Annotated in this window: 17 protein-coding genes; 1 reads left to right on the top strand and 16 read right to left on the bottom strand. The window is 36.6% G+C overall.

The window, feature by feature from the left end; all coding sequences use genetic code 11:
• Position 1: 1 nt before the first annotated feature.
• The 3 genes from B5X51_RS12235 to B5X51_RS12225 all read right to left on the bottom strand — a co-directional run bounded on the left by B5X51_RS12235 (position 2) and on the right by B5X51_RS12225 (position 3,896).
• The gene (locus B5X51_RS12235) at positions 2 to 928 is read right to left on the bottom strand and encodes a hydroxypyruvate isomerase family protein (protein WP_079721476.1); all 927 of its coding nucleotides are present in this window, start codon (positions 926 to 928) and stop codon (positions 2 to 4) included.
• Positions 921 to 2,594, bottom strand: a complete 1,674-nt coding sequence (locus B5X51_RS12230; RefSeq protein WP_079721475.1) for a beta-N-acetylhexosaminidase — start codon at positions 2,592 to 2,594, stop codon at positions 921 to 923. Before B5X51_RS12230 ends, B5X51_RS12235 begins: the two co-directional genes overlap by 8 nt.
• A 147-nt stretch (positions 2,595 to 2,741) precedes the next feature.
• On the bottom strand, positions 2,742 to 3,896 hold the full coding sequence (locus tag B5X51_RS12225; protein WP_079721474.1) for a n-acyl-d-glucosamine 2-epimerase: 1,155 nt from the start codon (positions 3,894 to 3,896) through the stop codon (positions 2,742 to 2,744).
• Positions 3,897 to 4,010: 114 nt separating this feature from the next.
• Here B5X51_RS12225 and B5X51_RS12220 point away from each other — a divergent pair, with 114 nt between their 5' ends.
• The gene (locus tag B5X51_RS12220) at positions 4,011 to 4,745 is read left to right on the top strand and encodes a FadR/GntR family transcriptional regulator (RefSeq protein WP_079721473.1); all 735 of its coding nucleotides are present in this window, start codon (positions 4,011 to 4,013) and stop codon (positions 4,743 to 4,745) included.
• Here the strand turns inward: B5X51_RS12220 and B5X51_RS12215 are convergent.
• The 13 genes from B5X51_RS12215 to B5X51_RS12155 all read right to left on the bottom strand — a co-directional run bounded on the left by B5X51_RS12215 (position 4,729) and on the right by B5X51_RS12155 (position 21,695).
• Positions 4,729 to 5,520: a 3-keto-disaccharide hydrolase gene (locus B5X51_RS12215; protein ID WP_245828748.1), complete on the bottom strand. Its 792-nt coding sequence runs from the start codon at positions 5,518 to 5,520 to the stop codon at positions 4,729 to 4,731. The two genes, B5X51_RS12220 and B5X51_RS12215, sit on opposite strands and share 17 nt — an antisense overlap.
• Before the next feature lie 283 nt (positions 5,521 to 5,803).
• Positions 5,804 to 6,895 carry a sialidase family protein gene (locus B5X51_RS12210; RefSeq protein WP_079721471.1) on the bottom strand — a complete coding sequence of 364 codons (1,092 nt, stop codon included), beginning with the start codon at positions 6,893 to 6,895 and terminating at the stop codon, positions 5,804 to 5,806.
• A 5-nt stretch (positions 6,896 to 6,900) separates the two neighbouring features.
• Complete coding sequence (locus B5X51_RS12205) at positions 6,901 to 8,037, bottom strand: sialidase family protein (protein WP_079721470.1); 1,137 nt, start codon at positions 8,035 to 8,037, stop codon at positions 6,901 to 6,903.
• A 95-nt stretch (positions 8,038 to 8,132) separates the two neighbouring features.
• Positions 8,133 to 9,638, bottom strand: a complete 1,506-nt coding sequence (locus B5X51_RS12200; RefSeq protein ID WP_079721469.1) for a RagB/SusD family nutrient uptake outer membrane protein — start codon at positions 9,636 to 9,638, stop codon at positions 8,133 to 8,135.
• 13 nt (positions 9,639 to 9,651) lie between these two features.
• Positions 9,652 to 12,924, bottom strand: coding sequence for a SusC/RagA family TonB-linked outer membrane protein (locus tag B5X51_RS12195; protein ID WP_245828747.1), 3,273 nt, complete (start codon positions 12,922 to 12,924; stop codon positions 9,652 to 9,654).
• Positions 12,925 to 13,013: 89 nt separating this feature from the next.
• The gene (locus B5X51_RS12190; protein ID WP_079721468.1) at positions 13,014 to 13,910 is read right to left on the bottom strand and encodes a dihydrodipicolinate synthase family protein; all 897 of its coding nucleotides are present in this window, start codon (positions 13,908 to 13,910) and stop codon (positions 13,014 to 13,016) included.
• Between the two features lie 47 nt (positions 13,911 to 13,957).
• The gene (agaR, locus tag B5X51_RS12185; protein ID WP_079721467.1) at positions 13,958 to 14,728 is read right to left on the bottom strand and encodes a transcriptional repressor AgaR; all 771 of its coding nucleotides are present in this window, start codon (positions 14,726 to 14,728) and stop codon (positions 13,958 to 13,960) included.
• A 551-nt stretch (positions 14,729 to 15,279) separates the two neighbouring features.
• A complete protein-coding gene (locus B5X51_RS12180; protein WP_079721466.1) occupies positions 15,280 to 16,689 on the bottom strand; it encodes a Gfo/Idh/MocA family protein in 1,410 nt (469 codons plus the stop codon).
• A gap of 81 nt (positions 16,690 to 16,770) precedes the next feature.
• The gene (locus tag B5X51_RS12175; RefSeq protein WP_079721465.1) at positions 16,771 to 17,760 is read right to left on the bottom strand and encodes an amidohydrolase family protein; all 990 of its coding nucleotides are present in this window, start codon (positions 17,758 to 17,760) and stop codon (positions 16,771 to 16,773) included.
• 108 nt (positions 17,761 to 17,868) lie between these two features.
• The gene (locus tag B5X51_RS12170) at positions 17,869 to 18,693 is read right to left on the bottom strand and encodes a class II fructose-bisphosphate aldolase (protein ID WP_079721464.1); all 825 of its coding nucleotides are present in this window, start codon (positions 18,691 to 18,693) and stop codon (positions 17,869 to 17,871) included.
• Positions 18,693 to 19,637, bottom strand: a complete 945-nt coding sequence (locus B5X51_RS12165) for a carbohydrate kinase family protein (protein ID WP_079721463.1) — start codon at positions 19,635 to 19,637, stop codon at positions 18,693 to 18,695. The genes B5X51_RS12170 and B5X51_RS12165 overlap by 1 nt, the downstream gene beginning before the upstream one ends.
• On the bottom strand, positions 19,630 to 20,553 hold the full coding sequence (locus B5X51_RS12160; protein WP_079721462.1) for a 1-phosphofructokinase family hexose kinase: 924 nt from the start codon (positions 20,551 to 20,553) through the stop codon (positions 19,630 to 19,632). The genes B5X51_RS12165 and B5X51_RS12160 overlap by 8 nt, the downstream gene beginning before the upstream one ends.
• The gene (locus B5X51_RS12155) at positions 20,550 to 21,695 is read right to left on the bottom strand and encodes an SIS domain-containing protein (protein ID WP_217699544.1); all 1,146 of its coding nucleotides are present in this window, start codon (positions 21,693 to 21,695) and stop codon (positions 20,550 to 20,552) included. The genes B5X51_RS12160 and B5X51_RS12155 overlap by 4 nt, the downstream gene beginning before the upstream one ends.
• Positions 21,696 to 21,877 lie beyond the last annotated feature (182 nt).

Here is a 21,877-nt window from a genome sequence, read left to right as displayed (position 1 = left end):
ATTAAAAATTGTCGCTTTGTTTATAAGCTTCTATTACCGCTTTCTCACCTTCTTTTCCCTGCCTGGAATTTCCATGTTCCATTCCAACAATACCATTAAAGCCTTTGGAATGAATAAACTTGAAAACATTTTTATAATTGATCTCACCAGTAGTTGGTTCCTTTCGGCCAGGATTATCACCTACCTGAAAGTATGCTATTTCATCCCAACTGGCTTCGATATTAGGGATTAGGTTTCCTTCCTGGATTTGCTGATGATAAATATCAAAAAGTATTTTACAGCTGGGGCTATCTACCGCTTTGCAGATTTGATAAGCTTGTGGTGATTCACTTAGGAATAAACCGGGATGATCCCTAAAATTAAGTGGCTCCAAAACCATGCTTAGGTCATGAGGTTCTAAAATAGCTGCAGCTCTTTTAAGTGTTTCAATCACATTGGCAGTTTGATATTGGATATTTTGTCGCTGATCTATATAACCCGGGACCACCGTCATCCATTTTGCATTAACACGTTTGGCTACCTCTACAGATTCTCTAATCTCTTTTAAGAATTCTTCACGTAAATCTGCATTACCACTAGTAAGATTTGGTTTAGTCCAGTAAATAGTATGAGCTACAAAAACGCCCATTTCCATATTTCTTTTGGCCATTGTACTAGCCATTTCCTTCTGTAATGATTTATCCCGTCCTTTCATTCCGTTATCTTCAAAGGCGGAAAAACCCTGATCTGCCATAAAGTTTAACTGATCCAGAGGATTAGCACCGGCATGCTCCCTAAACATTCCAAGGTGCGGCGCATATTTTAGGTTGAATGTCTTTTCTTCAGGAAAAGTATTTTCAGAAATATTAGTTGCATAAGCCCCAACCGGTCCAAGACCGGCAAGAGCTGATGCTGCTAAATTTTGTTTTACAAAAGTTCTTCTATTCATTTACTACGGTTTCCTGTGTTTTATCTGAATCATCAAAAACATGGGTAGCATAATTTAAATCCATTTCGTCATAATGTTTTTTGAACTCAACTAAACGACTTTTAAATTCATCCCAGTTGCGTTCTTCAGGATAGGTCCAAACCACCTCAGACAAAGCTGTCATTCTTGGTAAGATCATATACTCTACGTAATCTGAATCTTTCATATATTCAGTCCACACATTAGCCTGAGCTCCTAAAATGTATTTTTCTTCCTCAGCTGATAATTCTTCGGGAACAGGATCAAAAGAATACACATGCTCTACGGTAGAATTACCTCCAATAGCCAAAGGTTCGTTTGCCGGATCGGCTTGGTAATGGTCAAAATATAAATGGGTATTTGGGGTCATCACCACATTATGTTTTTGTTTAGCAGCTTCAATCCCACCCTGGTTACCTCTCCAGGACATCACAGTGGCATTAGGAGCAAGACCTCCTTCTAGAATCTCGTCCCAGCCAATTATTTGACGGCCATTTTTATTTAAGAATTTTTCAATTCTTTGTATAAAATAGCTCTGCAATTCGTGCTCATCTTCCAGCCCTTCACGTTTTATAACTTCCTGCGCCTGGGCACTTTGCTCCCATTCTGTTTTTGGGGCTTCATCTCCACCAATATGGATATATTCACTTGGGAATAATTCCATCACCTCGGTTAAAACATTCTCTAGAAATTCAAAAGTTTCTTCTTTTGGTGCCAAAATTTCTTTAAACACGCCCCATTTGGTAGCTACTTCATAAGGTCCTGTATTGTTACCCAATTCTGGGTAAGCCGCTAAAACTGCGCGAGAGTGACCAGGTAATTCTATTTCGGGGATAATAGTTACGTGCCTTTCGGCTGCATAAGCTACGATATCTTTAACTTCTTCCTGAGTGTAATAACCACCATATTCTTCACCATCACCTTTATATGGATCAAAATTCTTTTCTATCATCGTTTCTTTTCTGATTGAACCGATTTCGGTAAGCTTAGGATATTGTTTGATTTCAATTCTCCATCCCTGATCTTCGGTTAAATGCCAGTGAAAGGTGTTCATTTTATGCATCGCAATAAGATCTATATACTTTTTTATGAAATCTACCGGGAACATATGGCGGGCCACATCTAAGTGCATTCCGCGATAATCAAATGCCGGTGCATCAGCAATATTTACAGAAGGAATACCTATTTCTGAAGATTCACCTTCAAATTCAGCTTGTAAGGGCAGCAGTTGTTTTAGTGTTTGCACCCCATAAAAAACACCTTTAGCAGAAGCTCCTTCAACTACAACCTTTTCGTGAGTAACTTTTAAATTATAAGCTTCATCTTGATCAAGATCGGTCGAAATTTTAAGACTAATGCTTCGTTTTACCTCATCTTTATCAGATTTAATTCCCGGGGTAACGCCTGCGATTTCCCCAATATACTCCGCTAAAAATTCAGCTTCCTGGCTTAAATCTTCACTTGCTTGTATTTGAGTATTCTTGTCAATAACAAAAACCCCATTTGAAGTTTCCATTTTTTGTGGAAGCGGAATTATAGCATAATCCTGCTTTTCATTTTCAACTTCCGCAAATTCCTCGTAAGATTTTGAATTATCGCAGGATATAAGCATCGCAGCTAAAAACAAGGAGGTAATAAGTTTTTTCATAATTAATTTTCTATATGTGAATTTTGCATAAATATAATTATCATATCGAAAACTAAAAATTTATACTTCATAAATTTTTAGTTTTCGATATGATTAAAAATAAAATTAGATTTGAAATGAACTTCAATCAATTTTGAAGCATTAGCATTATTTTGTGTTTTCAATCTTTTCGAAAGCTTGCCAACATTGGTACATGGCACGAGGCACATGGAAGCAACCTTTCCACTTCCCTCCTTTTAAACTAAGGTGTGGTTCCCCCTGCCTGTTTAAATATCCAAACCATTCCCCATTCTTTTTATCGGCAAATCTATTCCAGGAGTATTCGTGAACTTTTTCATACCAATCCCACACTTTTTGGTTTTTGGTCAGGCTATAAGCTTTTGAGAGAGCAACAAGAGCTTCCAAATGCACCCACCAGAGCTTTTGATCCCATTCTAACTGCTGGGGTGGATAACCTTTAATATCCAGAAAATAAAAGATTCCGCCGTATTGCTTATCCCAGCCAAACTCAAGGGTGTTTAAGACGACCTGAACCGCTTCATCCAACAATTTTTTATCATTTTTCCTTTCGGCAATATCCATCATAAACCACATGGCTTCAATACCGTGACCCGGATTGATAAGACGGCCTTCAAAACTATCGGAAAATGAACCATCAGGATTTAAATTTTCGTAGATAAGTCCATCTTTCTGCAAAAAAACATCCATTACCTCCTTAACGCTATCATCAATACGCAAGGCAACTTCTTCTTCCGGCAAAACTGATTCCAACTCTAATACCAGATTTGATAAAATCATTGGCAGAGAGAAGTTTCGAAGCGGTCGGTTCCCTGTAGATTTTTCGTATTTACCTTTAGGGTTATCGCGGCGCTCAAGAATGTTGTAATAGGTTTTTCTCGCCAATTCTTCAATTTCTTTATCTCCGGTTGCTTTTGCGTATTGCCCAAATGCCATTGTAGCAAAGCAATCAGAGAAAATATTATAAGGCGAAATAAGAGGTTTACCTTCCCGTGTTAAGGAGAAATAAAAATTTCCATTTTTATCCATTCCGTATTTACGCAAGAAGTCTATCCCATTTTTGGCAATTTCAAGCCATTCCTTATTTTGGGCTACATTATTGTAGAGATAGGAATACATCCAGGCTTGTCTTCCTTGTAGCCATATGAATTTATCTGTATCATAAACTTCCCCCTCCCGGGTTAGGCAAGAAAAGTAGCCACCATGATCGTTGTCTATTGAATTTTTACTCCAAAAAGGAATAACATCTTTTAAAAGTGCAGTCTTATATAAATTTGATTTCATAATATATGTATAACATAATACGAATATAAAAATTAGTTATATATTTAGTATTTATAATCTAATTTTTTCTAAATTATTTTTATTCCTGAGCTTTTTTCGAATATTTGCATAACTATGAAGAATATAAAACCTATTGATACACTTTCCCTGGTTGATAAAGTGGAAATTCGCCTCTTAGAATTTTTTAAAAATAATAATTTAAAGCCAGGTGATCCTATTCCTAAAGAGCTTGAATTTACTGAATCGTTAGGAGTAAGTCGCACCGTAATAAGAGAAGCACTGCTAAGGCTTAGAACCCTGGGGTTGGTGGAATCTAAGAAACACAGGGGGATGGTACTTACTGAACCCGATATTATCAACAATTTCTCTCGTATTTTAGATCCCAGCCTTTTAGGTACAGGAATATTAAAAAACCTTTTTGAACTACGATTAATCTTAGAAATGGGGATGGCCGATTTTCTATTTGAACGAAAAACCCAAAAGGATTTAGATGAACTGGAAGAGATTGTAGTAAATGAAGAAGAACAAGATTCAGATAAAAGCCATTTTAGCCTGGATAAAGAAATAGCATTTCACGGGAAACTTTACCAGATTTCAAACAATAAAACGCTGCAAGGTTTTCAGCAATTATTATTACCCGTTTTTGAATATGTGCATCTTAAAAACGAACCTCAAGATTTTAAACACCGGTATTCATCAGGACGTTTTGTGACGCACAGAATGCTCATGGAGAATATAAAAGTTGGGACGCCAGAAACTTTTAGAAATGCGATGCGGCATCATTTAGAACCTCATTTTGATTCTATTTTTAAAGAGGAGCAAAGGAACAGTTCTATTTCAGAGGTTTAATTTTAACCTCCCGAAATAAAACACCCTGGCCTTCTGCCTGCAAACCAATATAGCCTTCATTTAGCATCTTGCCATCCTGTTTAATTTCTGGATCGTAACCATTGGTAGTACCACCTCCAATTTGTGTTTTCGTGTACTTAAGTACGGTTTCACCATTCACTTTATGAATTACAAGACTGTCTTGCACAATCAATTCGGCTTGCACCCACTCGTTCCAGGGATAAGTTTTTGAAGATGAACTAATACAATGATTAGGATCCATTTTGCCCTCAAAAAAGACTTCAGTACCTGGAGAGCACATATTTCCGGTTGGCCGTGGATTACCATCTCCGGCATCGGCCAACATTTGATATTCTACTGAAATAGGCCAATCCTGATTTTTTAATATCGTTTTGGGATCTTGAGAATGAAACATTACTCCACTATTTCTATACGTATAACCCGGAGCATCGTCTAACCATTCTTCTGTAAAACGGTATTCAAATTTTAAATGATAATTTGAGAAGGGTTCTTTGTAAAAAAGGTGACCATAGCGCTCCTCAAATTTTTCATACTCTTTATAACTAACCTGAATATTACCCTCATTTACCTGGAAGGTATTTGCATAGTTGTCTCCCAATTCATGTTTATGAATTTTAACTATCCAATTATCAAGGTTTTTGCCATTAAACAAATACTCCCAACCATCATCTGTGTTAGATTTTGAAGGATTTAATTTACAAGAAACCAAAACCAACATACAGGTTAAATAACCAAATAATTTTATCTTATTCAATTTCATCTAATTTTAAAAAAAGGGAATTTAAGTATTAAAATCGTTTTAGAGCTATAGAAACGAAAAAAGTCCAGTGCTCGATATTTTTAATATTGAAAGCTGGATTAAGCATGAAATTTAACTGAATATTCGCAAGCAGCAATATTGTTTCTAAAATACTATTCTATCGTCAATCCATTCCAATAAGTCCTTGATATAAGAAACCTCACAGGTTTCAGAAACCTGTGAGGTCTAATTTAAAGCGGTTTCCTTCATTTTATGAGTGGAAACGCATGTACATTTTTTATTTATCTGTTAACCATTCTAAAGAGAAGCTTGTAAAAAGATTTCTGGAATAGCCATCGGCTTCAAAAAATATGCCTATGTCTCCATTTTCCAAAACGGTAAGATCTGAATAGGCGGCAGATCCAGCATAGATGGTTTTCCCTTCGCTCCAGGTTTTCCCTTCATCATAACTAATACGAACATTAAGGTTTTCCCTGTTTTCAGAGCTTTTTGTGTTTGAAAACAAAAGCCTAGTTTTATTGTCCGCGGCATTATAATTAAGCAAGGCCGCATTGTTTACCGGATCTGGTAACTGGGGCTCTGGCTTAGTTGCCCAGGTTTTCCCTTCATCCCCTGATATATGAACGTAGCGAAGCCCTTCCCCGGTTTTCACCCTTGAATTCACCATATACTCCCCGTCTTTGAGTTCGACAACTTTCGATTCATTTGCAGGCTTAATTTGAGAATCAATAAAAAACCAACTTTCCCCGTGATTATCACTTCCAAAAAGGTGCAATCCTTTATCATGGTTTACAAGGGTATGGAGCAATCTGCCTGAATTGGTCTGAATTCCAGAACCAGATGTAATAAATTTAAAATCTTTATGCCATTCCTCTTTAGTTATTTCCGATGTTATATCTCGAGGACTACTCCATGTTTTACCATTATCTGCGCTCTTAATTACATGAAAATAATATACATCAGTATCATTGTTATGATTCATGAAATTATAAAACAGGAAGATATTTCCCGTTTTTTCATCCAAAATCATTGAGGGATCAGAGGCAGATATACCTAACGGAAAATCAACAATAGTTTCAATGTCACTCCATCTTTTTCCATTATTGGTGCTTCGTCTTATAACTATATTAATATTTTCATTGTATCGTAAATCTCCACAAGAAGGGACCCTTTGATCTATTGCTGCGATTAAATCACCATTAATTGCAGTTATTAGCGATGGAATTCTATAACACGCAATTCCATCACCTTCCAGTGCACTAAAAAGGTTAATCGCTTTTAAACCATTAGGAAGCTCCTTCGATTCCGATTGACTACTACTGAGTAACCAAGAAAGACTAAAACCTAATAATAGAAAAAAACTTTTCATAAGTCTTATTGTTGGTCTTCCCCATCAGTAAGCCATTCCAGTGAAAAACTGGTAAAAAGATTCCTTGAATAGCCATCGGCTTCAAAAAATACGCCTATGTCTCCATTTTCCAGAACTGTTAGATCTGAATAGGCGGCAGACCCCTCATAAATGGTTTTCCCTTCGCTCCAGGTTTCTCCTTCATCGTAACTAATACGAACGCTTAAGTTTTCTCGAGAATCAGCACTGTTAGAATTTGAGAAAAGCAGTCTATTCTTTGCATCAGCTCCTTCATGGCTATAACGAATAATACTTGCGTTATTCCCCGGATCTGTTAATTTAGTTTCAGCGCGGGTTTCCCAGGTTTCACCTTTATCATTAGAAATATGTACATAACGATGACCTTCTCCTGTATTCACGCGAGCATTAATCATATACCTGCCGTCAGCAAGCTCTATAACCTTTGACTCATCTGCAGGTTTTACAGGAGTATCAATTAAGAACCAGGTTTTACCGTGGTCATCACTTCCAAATAAATGCAGACCACTATCAAGATTTACAAGTGTATGTAATAATCTTCCAGAACTGGTTTGGGTTCCCCTACCCGAGGTGATAAATTTAAAATCTTTATGCCATTCTTCTTTAGCAATTTCTGCGGTAATATCACGAGGTTCACTCCAGGTTTTACCGTTGTCTTTACTTGTAACTACGTGTAGGTAATAGATATTGGCTTCATTTTCAAGATCCATAAAGTTATAGAACATAAAAATTTTACCAGTTTCTTCATCTACAATCATTGAAGGGTCTGAAGCAGAGTCTCCCTCAGGGAAGTTGACTACGGTTTCAATATCGCTCCAGGTTTCACCATTGTTGGTACTTCTACGCTGTACAATGTTTATATCTTTACTTCCTCTTAGATCTGCACAAGAAGGTACTCTTTCATCTATAGCAGCTATAAGATCACCATTGGGCGCAGTTATTAGAGATGGAATACGATAACAGGCAATATTTTCTTTATCCCCTGCATTAAACAGGTCTTTAAAAACTAACTCCTGGGGTTTATCGGCTTTAGTTTCCGCAATTTCACTTTCTTTTTCTTTTTCGTTACTCTTGCAACTCTGCAAAAACGCACTTAATGCTAATAATAAGACAATTTTTTTCATATAATTTCAATTAATTAAATTTAAAGAAAAGGTCGCCAAGGCGACCTTTTCTTACTAACACACAAATAAATGAATAATAAACATGGGTATAATTATTATTCATAACCTTCAGTCTGTTCCAGAAGAGGATTTCTACCAATCATATCTAAAGTAATTGGTAATTTCAACTTATATTCTTCACCTTCTTCTAAGAACGCTACATTATCTATTACATATTGATCACCGGCTCTTCGCAAATCCCACCATCTTTTTCCTTCAGCTATAAATTCAACATAGCGTTCATCTAAAATAGTTTCGGTATTCTCTGCTATAGATCCAGCTGAATAGGCATGAATTGCCGGATCATAATCATCTCCATAAGCTCTTTCCCTAATTCTGTTAATTTCAGAAGAAGGATCTTCTCCTAAGTAATTTTTAGCTTCCGCCAATAGTAAAATTACATCAGCATACCTATACACAGGGATATCATTATCAAAAATTCTAACACTTCCATCTATACGGCCTAAAAACTTGTTTAAAACAGAACCAAAATATTTTTCGGCATTATAATTAGGATAGCCGTTACCGTTATTAGAATCACTGTATAGTCTAATAAAAGTTTCGTCTTTTCTGGCATCCAGATTATCATCAGATAGTAGAAGTGTTTTTTCACTAGGCCCGTAACGATTTGAACCTGCTATAACAAAACCTTCCATAGTATTTCCATCTTCGTCAAATTGTGGCCAAATTTCGGTACTTCTCCCGGTAAAAGAATTATAGAAATTCCCGGCTTCATCTTCTGCATATTGTATGGCAAAAATAAACTCACTGTTATTTTCATTTTCTTCTCCCCATAAATCCTGATAGTTATCAACCAGGCCTACATTAGCTATTTGCTCCACCTGCTCTAAAGCATTTTTAGCTGCAGTGAAATCAGCATTACCGCCTCCAAGTAAGTTACCAGACCATATATATGCATCACCCTTTAAAGTTAAGGTAGCAGCTTTAGACCAGTAATTCTTGTTTCCGTTCCAGAAAGACGCATCATCTCCAAAAGCCGTTAAAGATCTTTCTAAATCAGCTTTTATAAACTGCATCACTTCCTCTTCTGAGGCTCTCGCTTTACTCAAACCCTCGGGCGAAGTTGTGCTCAATATTTCTTCACTAATTGGTACAGGACCCCAGGTTTTTAAAAGGGTATAATAGTAATATGCCCTTAATCCATAAGCCTGTCCCAACATATGTTCTTTATCCTGCGGACTATCAAATTCTATATTTGGAACATTTTGAATGAAATCATTAAGCTTATGAATCCTGGAGTAAAAACCGGCCCAACCTCCAAAAGGAGCTGTAGAAACGGTGATATTAGACTCTATTAGCTCTTGATAAAAAGGAGATTCAAAAGTTTGACCTCCCCAAACATCACTTCTAATGGCACCTAACACCCAAAAGGTATTGGCTGCACCGCGAAAGGTACCGTAAAGTCCTGAATGTGCTGCCCGTGCTCCATTTTCGCTTTCCCAAAATCCATTAAAGGTAAGTTCACTTGGCGCCTCAATCTCTAGCTGACTGTCACAAGAACTCAGCACGAATAAGGCTAAAACTATATATATATATTTCATTTTTAATATCTTTTTAAAGGGTTAAATTAAGTCCTAGAGTAAAAGTTCTCGGTAGGGGAAATTGCCCTGCCTGATATCCTCCTTCTTCGGGTGTGTCTCCACTATAGCTTTTGAAATAATGAAGGTTACTACCCGTTACATATAAACTCAATTTTTGAATTTTATCGGTAAAAGTTTCTGTTGGAAGATCGTAGCTAAGGGTTACCTCCCTTAATGCTAAATAATCTCCTTTTTCCCAAAACCGACTGTTCACTGTGCCTTCTCCTCCCCTGAAAATATTATCCTGGGCATCAACAAAAACAAATCTTGGCACATCTGTATTGGTATTCTCTGGAGTCCAGGAATCAAGCACTAAGGCATCCTGGTTTAGGTTACCCTGGGTTTGCGCCAATCCTTTTCCTCGAATATGGTTATAAATTACGTGACCTGTTGCAAAGTCGGTTTTAACATACAAGCTAAAATTCTTATAGCTCATGTTTGTGGAAAGTCCTCCGTAAAAATCTGGAGTAGTTCTTCCTATTACCTTTCTGTCAAAACTGTTAATCACATCGTCACCATTACTATCTACCCAGGCAACATCACCGGGATAACGCTTAAATGGATCTGGAAGAAAATCATCCTGCACGTTAGCATCAGCATCTACTTCTGCCTGGTTGGCATAAATATAATCCTGTACATAAGTTACTACTAAATCATTACCAACACGTTGGCCTTCCTGTAAACCTCCAACCCATTCGAGTTCTCCGGTATTAGGATTATAAATTTGAGTTCCGCCCTGGCGATTCAATTCATTATCATTTTCTGGTAATTCTACTACAAAGTTTTTGATTTTAGACAAGGTACCGTTTACTGACCATTGAAATTCTTCTCCTCTAACAAGATCTGCTCCTAATTGTAGTTCAATACCTTTATTTCGAAGAATACCGTTATTCGTAGTTACCCCACTAAAACCTGTCCAATAAGGCAACGTTAAGTTTGAAAGTTTATCTTCTACATCACGAATAAAATAATCAGCAATTAAATTTATTCTATTATTAAATAAAGAAACGTCTAATCCAAAATTAGTGGTTGTAGATCTCTCCCAACGCAAGTCTAGTGTCGGCAAAGATGTATTGGCATAACCTGTTTGCCCATCATAAACTCCCTGTGAGCCATAAGCTCCAAAAGAACTAAAGTTACCTAAAACCTCAAGATTACCGTTTACCCCATAACTAAGTCTGGGCTTTATTTTGGTAAAAACCTTATTGATATCAGAATCTTTAAAGAACTCTTCATTATGTACATTCCAACCTAAAGATACTCCTGGGAAAAATCCATATTTATTATTTCCTAACCTGGAAGAACCGTCATATCTAAATGTAAGTCCTACTAAATATCTATCATCATAATCATAATTTAGACGACCAAAACCTGAAGCGATCACCTGAAGGGTCCTAAAACTATAAGGAACTCCATTGGCTTCGGCACCAGCATTAAGGGTTGGAATTAAATCTGTAGGCGAGTTTTCAGTACCTGCGCTAAATGTAAAATATTCATCCCGGTAATACTCAGCACCTAATAGCACATCAAAATAATGTTTATCAACAGACTTTGTATAATTTAAAGTACCTGTAAGTTGGTTTCTAAGAGTTTTCTCAGTACGAGCAGAAGCATTTCTAGTCTCGATTAAAGAATTTCCACTTAAATAAGCTTTATTAAAACTTTCATCTAAATTATTAATGGTAAAGTGACTACCGGTAAGAGAGAAAGTTAGGTTAGACATTAAATCCCAATCTATACCTACAGATGCTGTTAATCTTTGTTCAAGATTGTCTCGAATAAATTTATCCTGATAATATAATGGATTTCCAAAACCAGGATTAGTCCCCGGATTTAAATCATCTGAAAGGCTTCCATCGGGATTATTATTATAAGTTCTGGAAGTTGGTGCCTGGCCGGCAAACCTTCTAAAAACCGTATTATTACTTCCCAACGGACTTAAATTTAAGTTAGAATGAGAGTATAAAATATTAGAGTTCACTCTAAATTTATCCGTAATTTTATAAGAGCCAGTAAATTTCCCCGAATATCTTTTAAATCCGGAACCTAAAATTAAACCATCGTTATCTAAATATCCTAAACTTGCAAAATAAGAACCCTTTTCATTTCCACCTTGAAAACCAATATAATGATCTGTAGAGGTACTGGGTTGATAAATTAGATCCCCTACATTATTTTGGCGAAATAAAATCTCTTTACTTGGATCTACAGGATCTGTAACTGTTCCCCAACCTGGGTAATCTAATAGATACCTATTTTCGTTGGATAAATACTGAGTGGTAAAAGGGGAATTTGTGGTATTTCCTCCTGTTCCAAAAGCTAAAGCTCCATTTAAGAAACCGGCATCAAAATTATTTCTTCCCGTAGCTTCATTATAATATAAAACAGCCTGGCGATTATATTTTATAAAGTTAGCAGCATCTAGATATTCAGGGGTTTCCCTTTCATAATTTATACTATACTTTTGTTTATAAGTAATTGTGGCTCTTCCAGCTTCACCTGTTTTTGTGGTTACTAAAACCACCCCATTCGCCGCTCTTGCTCCATAAATAGCGGTAGCAGCAGCATCTTTTAAAACCTCTATAGATTCAATATCATCAGAGTTTAAGGCATAAAAACTACCTGGCACTCCATCTATTAAAATTAAAGGAGACCCAGAACCATCAAAGCTAGTACCACCTCTTAATACAATATTTGGAGTAGCTCCAGGTTGACCAGTATTATTGGTAACCCTCAAGCCGGGAATTGTACCCTGCAAAGCGGTTGCAGCATTAGACCTGGTAGAAGTTTCCAGTATACGGGTATCCATTTTGGCGATAGAAGTGGTTAACTTCGCCCGGGATTGTTTTCCGTATCCAGTGACCACTACTTCATCTAAACTAGACAAATCTTCCTCTAGAATAACGTTCAAGTTTGAAAGCTGTTCCTCTACAACGATTTCTGAAGTTTTAAAGCCTAAGTAGCTAAATACCAAAGTTTCCCCAGGATTAGCATCAATACTATACACCCCATCAAAATTTGTTTGTACACCGCGATTGGTATTTTTCACAAGCACGTTAACACCCGGTAAAGGAATTCCGGCTTCATCAGAAACAACCCCAGAAACTTCAATGTCCTGGGCTTCTACTGTAAATCCAAAACACACTAACATGAGGGTTCCAAGAATAATTCTATTGGGAGCCTTAACATGTCTAACTAAGAATATGCTTTGAAGCACATATTCCATAAAGTTTAATCTTTTTCTCATAAAATTAAGATTTAATTTGTTGTTTTTAACATTGCTAATGTAAACAAATGCATTATGTTATACATAATAAATTTGCAAAAAATTTTACTTTATGACGAAAAATAGGGGGATAACCCTATACTATCAAAGGTTTTAGCGGCATTTTCCAATTGAGAATTGGTTAAAGTTGGGTGAGGAAAACGAGAGGGACCACAATTTACACCCAATGCAGACATAAAACTCTTGCCACTTCCATTAAAGCTACCATAAGTGCTCAAAGTTTCTACAAAGGTGACCACGAGGTTTTGTAATTGGAGTGCTTTTTCAAGATTACCTTTATCAAATTCAGCTTTGATTTCGTGAAAAAGAGGACTTAAATGATTGTAGGTGCTTCCAACCCATCCTTTTGATAATGAGCCTAAAGAAGAACAAAAAGCTTCATCTACACCAAAAAAGACGTCCAGGTCTGGATGGTTCAAATTCGTTTTTTGAAATTCAACCAGGTTATTTTCGGTGAATTTTATACCGGCAAAGTTAGGAATCTGTTTCTTAGCCATTTCGCCAAAAACAGTCATTGAGAAATTAACACCGGTTAAAACAGGTAAATGATAATAATAAAAAGGGAGATCACCAGCCTTTGCAGCAATTGCTTTACAATAATCCAGCAGTTGCTGCACATTAGCAGGCTTAAAGTAAAAAGGAGCAATAGCAGCAATAGCATCTGCTTTACCAACTGAAGCCTGTGCCAGGCCTTCTGCCTCCTTTAAACTATTACTACCTACGTGATTAATTAAGTAAAGGCCGTTTTTTCGTTCTTCAGACCAGGCTTCCAGGAGTTCAATACGTTCATTTCCAGTAAGAGAAACAAAATCTCCGGTAGATCCATTTATAAAAACTCCAAATACCTTATTACGCAAAAGATAATTGGAATAATTACTAACCTCCACTGGATTAATACTAAAATCTTCTTTCATTGGCGCGTAAGTCGCCGCAAACATGTTCTTCATTTGATATGTATTATGTATTACATATCAAATATATAAAATTTTAACTTCTATTCACTTTTTCCGGCAATTAAAACTTCTACGTTATTTTTCTTCAGCATAGCAATATCTGATTCTTCAATACCATCATCTGTAATTAGCTTGTCTATATGCTCAAAATTCTGAATAAAGGCCAGACCTGTTTTTTTGAATTTAGTAGAATCTGCAACCACAATTACTTCTTCAGCAATATCAATCATAATTTGGTTTAAGTATGCCTCCTCCATATGGTGCGTAAAGAAACCTACATTAGTTCTTATGCTATCAACTCCTAAAAATAGTTTGTTGCAAAAGAGTTGTTTTAAATTACGCTCTGCCATAGGACCTACCAGAGACATAGAGAACTCCTTTAAATAACCACCAGGCATATAAACTTTAAGATTATCAAATTGAGCTAGATTATTCACAATATCAAGCGCATTAGAGATCACTGTAATTTCCTTAAACTTCCCTAAGTTACTGGCAATTTCAAATGTAGTTGTACCTGAGTCAAGAATAATTGAATCATTCTCCTGGATAAGGTCAACCGCCACTTTTCCAATTAAACGTTTTAGGTCCCGATTAATACTTTTTTTCTCTGAAACCGCCAGAGCAAGATTATTAGTTTTAAAAGCCCCGCCGTGTGCCCTAACAAGAAGTTTATTTTTCTCAAGTTTATCTAAGTCGTTACGAATAGTAACTTCACTTACGCTAAACATCTCACTTAACTCTGTGACATTAACTTTATTAAATTCGTCTAGAATTTCCAATATTTTTGATCGGCGTGCTGCGGCTTTTCTCATAAATTAGTTTAAATTTAAATTGATATATTATTTTTTTGGTTGCAGAATACAAGTTTTTGTTATTGTTCCAGAAATGAAGATCAACATCACTTCTCGATATTTTTTTAGAGATTCAGTAGATAGTTACTCATACACTATCGGAAATTTATAGGAAATGTCAGGTTGAGCGCAGTCGAAACCTATTTTCCGTTAACGAATAGTTCTCGACTCCGCTCGAACTGACAGCTATACTTGCTTTAAAACACTTAATTCCAAAAGGTTAATCGTAAATTTTGTTAAGTATTTATCTACTGACCTCCATATTTTTTAAAGCTTTCGATTAAAAAACAACTAGAACTGATGCTATATTTAGTACTGCTACAAAACCCTTTAATTAGTCTTCAGAATTTATAGTATCAATTATAATAATTTAAATTCAAAATTAGACAAAAAATAAAAAATTCCTGCCAGTTATAGATAACAAAAACAGGAATTTAAAAAATAATTTATTTCGTTTGAAAATTTAATCACAAAAAGTGAAAAAAAACTCTCAATTTTTAAGCATAAATTTTCTAGCCTCTCAAAATAACATTGGTGGTTCCGCCTCCTTTTAAAGTAACATCTACCGGTTTATTATTTTTCCAGGCTCCCCTAGTAAAATCGGGAACATCCATAGATTGCGCTCTATTGGTTACAGAGTCTACTGAAAGCGGGGTAATGGCACTCCACAATGCAGCATCATAAACATCCTGATCTAGCGGTAAACCGTTTCTAAGGTTATCTATTAATCTCCAGTCCATAATAAAGTCCATTCCACCATGGCCACCTACTTTTTTAGCCAAATCTCCAACTTTATTAATAATTTCTGGGGTATATTTCTTTTCAAGCTCGGTCATCTCGCTTTCTTTCAACCAGGAATGTCCTTTGGCAACTCTCTCTGGACTAGGCCATTTCCTGGCAAAAGCCTCGGTACCACTAACAAGGTGAATACGTGAATATGGGCGTGGTGAAGTCACATCATGTTGCACCATAATGCTTTTTCCATTTTTAGTCTTGATTATGGTAGTATTCATATTCCCAGCATACTTCTTACCAACAAATTGTTCATAAAAAGAATCTTCTTTAGCTAATTCTTTAGCTTTTGCCCCCATATGAAAATCGTTACTGGACAAAGAAGTTAGGTAATCCATCTGGTCTCCTCTATTCACATTCATTACCTGGCAAATGGGGCCCAAGCCGTGAGTAGCATAAAGATTTCCATCCCTTTCGTAGTTTTCTCTTAGACGCCACATATCTTCGTAGGCATCTTTATTGAAATTCAAGTCTAGTAAATTATGAATATAAGCTCCCTCACCATGAATAATTTCTCCAAAATATCCCTGACGCGCCATGTTTAAGGTTAGCATTTCAAAGAAATCGTAGCAGCAATTTTCAAGCATCATACAATGCTTTTTCGTTCTCTCAGAAGTCTCTACAAGCTCCCAGCATTCATCTATAGTTTTTGCGGCTGGAACTTCTACAGCAGCGTGTTTCCCGGCTTCCATAGCATAAACAGCCATTGGCGTATGCCAATCCCATGGTGTAGCGATATAAATTAAATCTAAATCGTCCCGGTCTACCATCTCTTTCCAGGCATTATCACTACCTGAATATGTATCTGGATCGTGGGCAGTATCTTCCAATTCTGCTTTCACTTTTTCGACCTGTTCCGGACGTAAATCACATAAGGCCTTTATCTCAACACCTTCAATCTGGCTCATACGATACACTGCACCCGGGCCTCGCATCCCCAATCCAATAAAACCTATACGCACAGTATCTAACTTTGGAGCAGCATAACCACTCATATTAAACTGTTGTGGTCCTGTAGGAGCGTTTGCAAATAAAGTTTCCGGCCCTTTACAACTTAATGCACTTCCGGTTACTAAACCAAGTCCGCCAAGACCGGTAATTCTTAAAAAATCTCTTCGGTTATTTTTCATAATTAAAGTATTAATTCTAATGAGCAGTCATTTCTAACAGCAATTTTCCATCAGGTAGAAATGAAAAGCTTTTTTTATTAGTTAAAAATCTGTAAATCCATAAATTCTTTTGGCGTTAGAATAGAATATTTTCTCTACCACATCTTCAGGTAAGTTTAGACCTTTAAATTCCCCCTTAAACTCAGGTGCCCCCAAAACCTTGTCGGTTGCAAAGAAATCGTAGTGAAAATTCCATAACCATTCAAAACGTTCAGCAATTTCGGTCGCGGGTGTACTGCCGTCATCTATAACATCGGTTCCATATATAATTCTGTCCTGATATTTCAGAATAAAATCACGAACCCCCTGCCAGTTATCTTTTGCCTGGAGTTGTAAATGACAAACCCTTTCTGCAACATCGGTAAAAGTTTTAGGATATTTCTCAAGGCGTTTAGCCACTTCCTCTATACTCCATTCCATACTAAAAAGGTGAAGCCCAACATAGGTGATCCCGGGGAATTTATCCAGCATCTTATCCCTTGCCTGCATTTGATCTTCATAAGAAGGAAATTCCTTTTGCAGGAACATATGATACTCAGGATGTTCTTTAAAATAATTTCTATCTGAATCTACAGTCATTTCATCAAGTGGTAACCAACAGTTTCTTGGCTCTCCCTGGTGACCTATAAGCATAATATTATTCTCCTGAATATATTCAAAAATAGGGTCAAATATTGGGTCGTCTATCATCACAAAACTACCATCGGGATTGTGGTAATCAAAGCCCAGGTCTTTCCAAATCTTAACTCCTACTGCGCCATTGTTTAAACCGCGTTTTATTTGCGCAATAGCATCTTCAACAAAATCGGGCTGCCCCCATTTTTTAAAGTTGAAAGTGGTAAAATATTTTATCCTGCCGGGATATTTCTTTTGAAATTCTAAAATTATGTTTTCCTGTTCCTCAATTCCTTCAAAGAATGGAATATTGGTATTTATAGAAAGAAAGCCGGCGTTATACTCCATCATTTTCTCCATTTTTTCTGAAGAAAGCGTGTTTAAATGAACGTGAGCGTCTATAAATTTTGATATCATAATATTTGATTTTTATTATTTATGAAACAGCAGGTAATAGAATATTTTTAGTTTTAATACACTAAAAACTAAAGTTTTGAAAATTTATTATTCTAATAAGGGCTAATTCTAAACATTATTTTTTACAATTTCTAATCTTCCCTTAACCAATTTGGTTATTTCTCCAGTAGCTACAGGAAATACCTTTCGCAAATCTATCTCTTCATTATTCCTTAATTCGCTTTGCAGGGTTTTCATAAAAATATTCTTGATTTCGGTAGCCAGGTTTACTTTACAAATCCCACGCGAAATAGCAGCTTGCATTTGTGAACCGGGAACTCCAGAACCACCGTGCAATACCAATCCTACCGGAGTAGCTTTGGCAATTCTTTCCAGCAAATCTAATTGTAATTCGGGTTCTTGCTTATAGAATCCGTGTGCAGTACCTATAGCAATGGCAAGTGCATCAATACCGGTTTCTTCTACAAATTGTTTAGCCTCCTCAGGTTGAGTAAAAACCTTATCCTCGTGAGACTGCCCTAATTTAGCCACATAACCTAATTCAGCTTCTACATGAGCGCCATATTTTTTGGCTCGTTCCACAACTTCTTTGGTTATTTTTATATTTTCTTCAAAAGGTAGTTCACTACCATCTATCATTACCGAATCGAAACCGGCATCCAGGCAACGCTGAGCCAACTCTACCGAACCACCGTGATCTAAATGAATCCAACCTTCTACACCAAACTGTTTTAAACCGGTACGGCCTAAATTTACTGCTGTTTCCAGACCCATATAGTCTATAGAACTTTGTGTAAGTTGAAGAATAAGAGGTTCGTTCATTTCTGAAGCAGCAGCCAACACTCCGTGCAGGGTTTCTACGTTATAAAAATTAGTGGCCAAAATTCCACGACCATCATTTCGTAATTGCTGTAATTTTTCTTTTAGTTTCATTATAATTTCGTATTCCTGATTTGTTGAATTTTTATCTCAATTTCCTCTGTATGGCTAAAAGCCCCAGTTCCTCCTGCAGCAGTAGTACTTAGTGAACCCGTAAGATTGGCATAATCAAGACAGTCTCTTAAACTGGCTCCTTCCAGAAATTTTTTAAGGAAGCCGGCATTAAAAGAATCGCCCGCACCAATTGCATCTTTATAGGCCTTATTAAGATAAGGCGCTATACTAATATCTTCAGTTTCGGTAAGCACACGCCCACCTTTATCTCCTAACTTTAAAGCAAGGATATTACTATATTTTGATATTTCTTCAATCGCTTTTTTAAGAGTATTCTCCCCGCTAAGTTTTAAGATTTCATTTTTATTTGGAAGAAAAACATCTACAAATGGCAAGCAGTTCTTATAATCAAAATCCCATTCATCTTTAGGATCCACCTGCAAATCTAAAGAAGTACTAAGCCCAGCCTCTTTAGCTCTCTTGAATAGCTCTACAATAGTGGGTTTCATACCCGCCTGCAAGAAGTAGTTTGAAAAGTGAAGATGATCAAATTCGTTAATATGTTCCCATGGCACCTGCTCTATATTAAAAACATCCATAGCTCCACAGTAAGTAACATTTGCACGGTCCTGATCATAGTTCATCACCACAGTAATCCCGGTTTTGTATTGTTCGCTAAATTGAACAAAACGGGTATCTACGTTTTTTGTTTTTAATTCTTTTAGAATAAATTCTCCAAAATTATCTTTACCCAGCAATCCGCTAAAAGAAGTCGAAATTCCAAGTGCGGCAATATTAGAGGCTAAAATCGCAGAGGAACTGCCCAGGGTAAAATCCATATTTTCAGCAACCTTTTCGGCACCTACCTCAGGAAAACCCTGAATATTATTTAAAATAAGATCTATATTTAACTCCCCAACTACCAGTATTTTTTTATTACTCATAAGTTTCAATTTCCACCTGTTTCAACATTCTTTCAACATCTTCCTTTTTCAACATTCCTAAATCTTTATTAAGGCAATTAGCACTTCCACATGCTGCACCCCAGGCAGCAATTTGAGAATGTTCCATTTGATTATAAAGTGCAAAAGCGATCCCTGCAGTTAAACAGTCACCGCTTCCCACTGTACTTATAATCTCTTCCCGCGAAAGAGTAATTTTGGCTTTTATAATTCTATTCCTGTAGGCTAATTCCAGACCTTCACTTCCACGGGTTAGAGCTATTAATTGAACTTTATCACCAAGAAATTCTTGCAGAGCTTTAATATCAGAGCTACCACAAATTGCTTTTGCTTCAATGTGGTTTAGATGGATTCCGAAGAAACCTTCCTCTAATGCTTTTTCTAACTGAACACCTGTACAATCAAGAATAACTTTCTTTTGTTGTTCTTTTGCAATTCGAATAAGTTGCGCATAAGCATCTTCTGGAGCATTTTTAGGACAGGATCCAGATATACATATAAATTCGGCCTCTGCCGATTCATTTTTAAAAATTTCCAGAAAATTTTCAAAATCATTATTGGTAAGTTCCGGTCCTGGTTCCAGCAATTCTGTATGATGTAAACTTGAATTCTCTGAAATAAAGGTATAGCATTTACGATTATTTCCGCCGATGGAAACCCCATTGGATCCCACCTTTCGCGTTTCACATTGCTTTCTTATCCAATCTCCGGTCCCGCCGGCCCAAAAACCTAAAAGACGGGAATTCGTCCCGAGTTCGCCCAGAGCCATGGCTACATGAACTCCTTTTCCGCCGGGAAATTCTTCTAAACTAGAAATCCTGTTCACTTCCCCGGGCTTAAAAGCCGAAATCTGCGCATAGGAGTCTATAGAAGGATTTAAGCAAAGGCTAAGGATCATATTTTTGTATTTTCGGGGTAATCGTAAATTGTCACGCCTTTTACAACCCTACTTATAGCTCCTGAAACAGATGGGTTATCTGGATCAAGACCTAGTTGTAATGATTTATAATAACCTAGCACCTGCCCTATTATAGTAGCCGGCACAATGTTTAATTCCTGGTCTTTTTCAAAATCCAGGTCTAAATTAAGATTAGAATTAATCGCCGAATCCTCTTTATGCCCCACGCTTAAAGACCAAATATTCCTGGGGTCTTCCCCAATTGAAATTGCAAGGTCACGCTCATAACGATAAACGTGATTTGAAGGTGAGAAAAGATATACTACCAGGGTTTTCTCATTAGTAACCGCTCTTGGCCCGTGTCTAAAACCTAAAAAGGAATCGTGTTTACAAACCACCTTACCATCGGTTAACTCCTGTAGCTTTAAATGACATTCACGAGCAATACCAAGCATTGGTCCAGAACCAAGGAACACTACTCGATCAAAATCTAAATGCGTAATCTCTTTAAGCGACTCATAACTATCCAGGGTAAGTTTTCCCTGCTCAATTATTTTATTCACTTCACTTTTAAGGTCTCCAGCTTTATTCTTGTTACACACCAATAAGACACTTAACAACATAGAAGTAAAACTTCCGGTCATTGCCAGGCTTTTATCATTGGCTTCTTCAGGTAGGAGCACAGCTAAAGCAGTTTCGGTATTGGCTTCGGTATATTTGTAAAGCTCACCATTTTCATTACAGGTAATTATTAGGTGCTGTATATTTGAACAGAATTTATTAGCCAGGTTAACTGCTTCTACGCTTTCAGGGCTATTCCCGGAACGTGCAAAAGAAACCAAAAGCACAGGTTTGTTATTGTCCGGAAAAAAGTTTTCTGGATGCGTCACTAAATCTGTAGTGGCTATAGCCCTGGCTAAGCAGCCTGTATTTTTTTGAACCAAACCTTGCGCTGCCTCACCAACAAATGCCGATGAACCAGCACCGGTTAATATAATTTCTAAATCCTTTTGTTCAAACAAGGGATTCAGGAAATCTTTAATTCTCTGCTCTTCTGCCAGAATCAAATTATAAACCAATTGCCATAATTTAGGCTGACCCTCGATTTCTTTTTTAGTATATGCGGATTTTTTTGTTTTCAAAATACTCTTCTTAAAATATTATAACAATTCGTTAGATTTCATTCTTCAAATAAAAAGAATTTTTTTATCAAATAAAAATATTTTATTTGTTATTCACACAAATAACAAATATTTTTTATCTAAACGAAAATTTATTTTTTTGCTATCAACAGAAATAAGTATGCCTGGAGCCACTTACCCGG

The organism is Salegentibacter holothuriorum, assembly GCF_900168045.1.
In the GTDB taxonomy this organism is placed as follows: domain Bacteria; phylum Bacteroidota; class Bacteroidia; order Flavobacteriales; family Flavobacteriaceae; genus Salegentibacter; species Salegentibacter holothuriorum.
The sequence above is the reverse complement of the archived record's forward strand: the minus strand, read 5'-3'. Positions and strand labels throughout refer to the sequence as shown.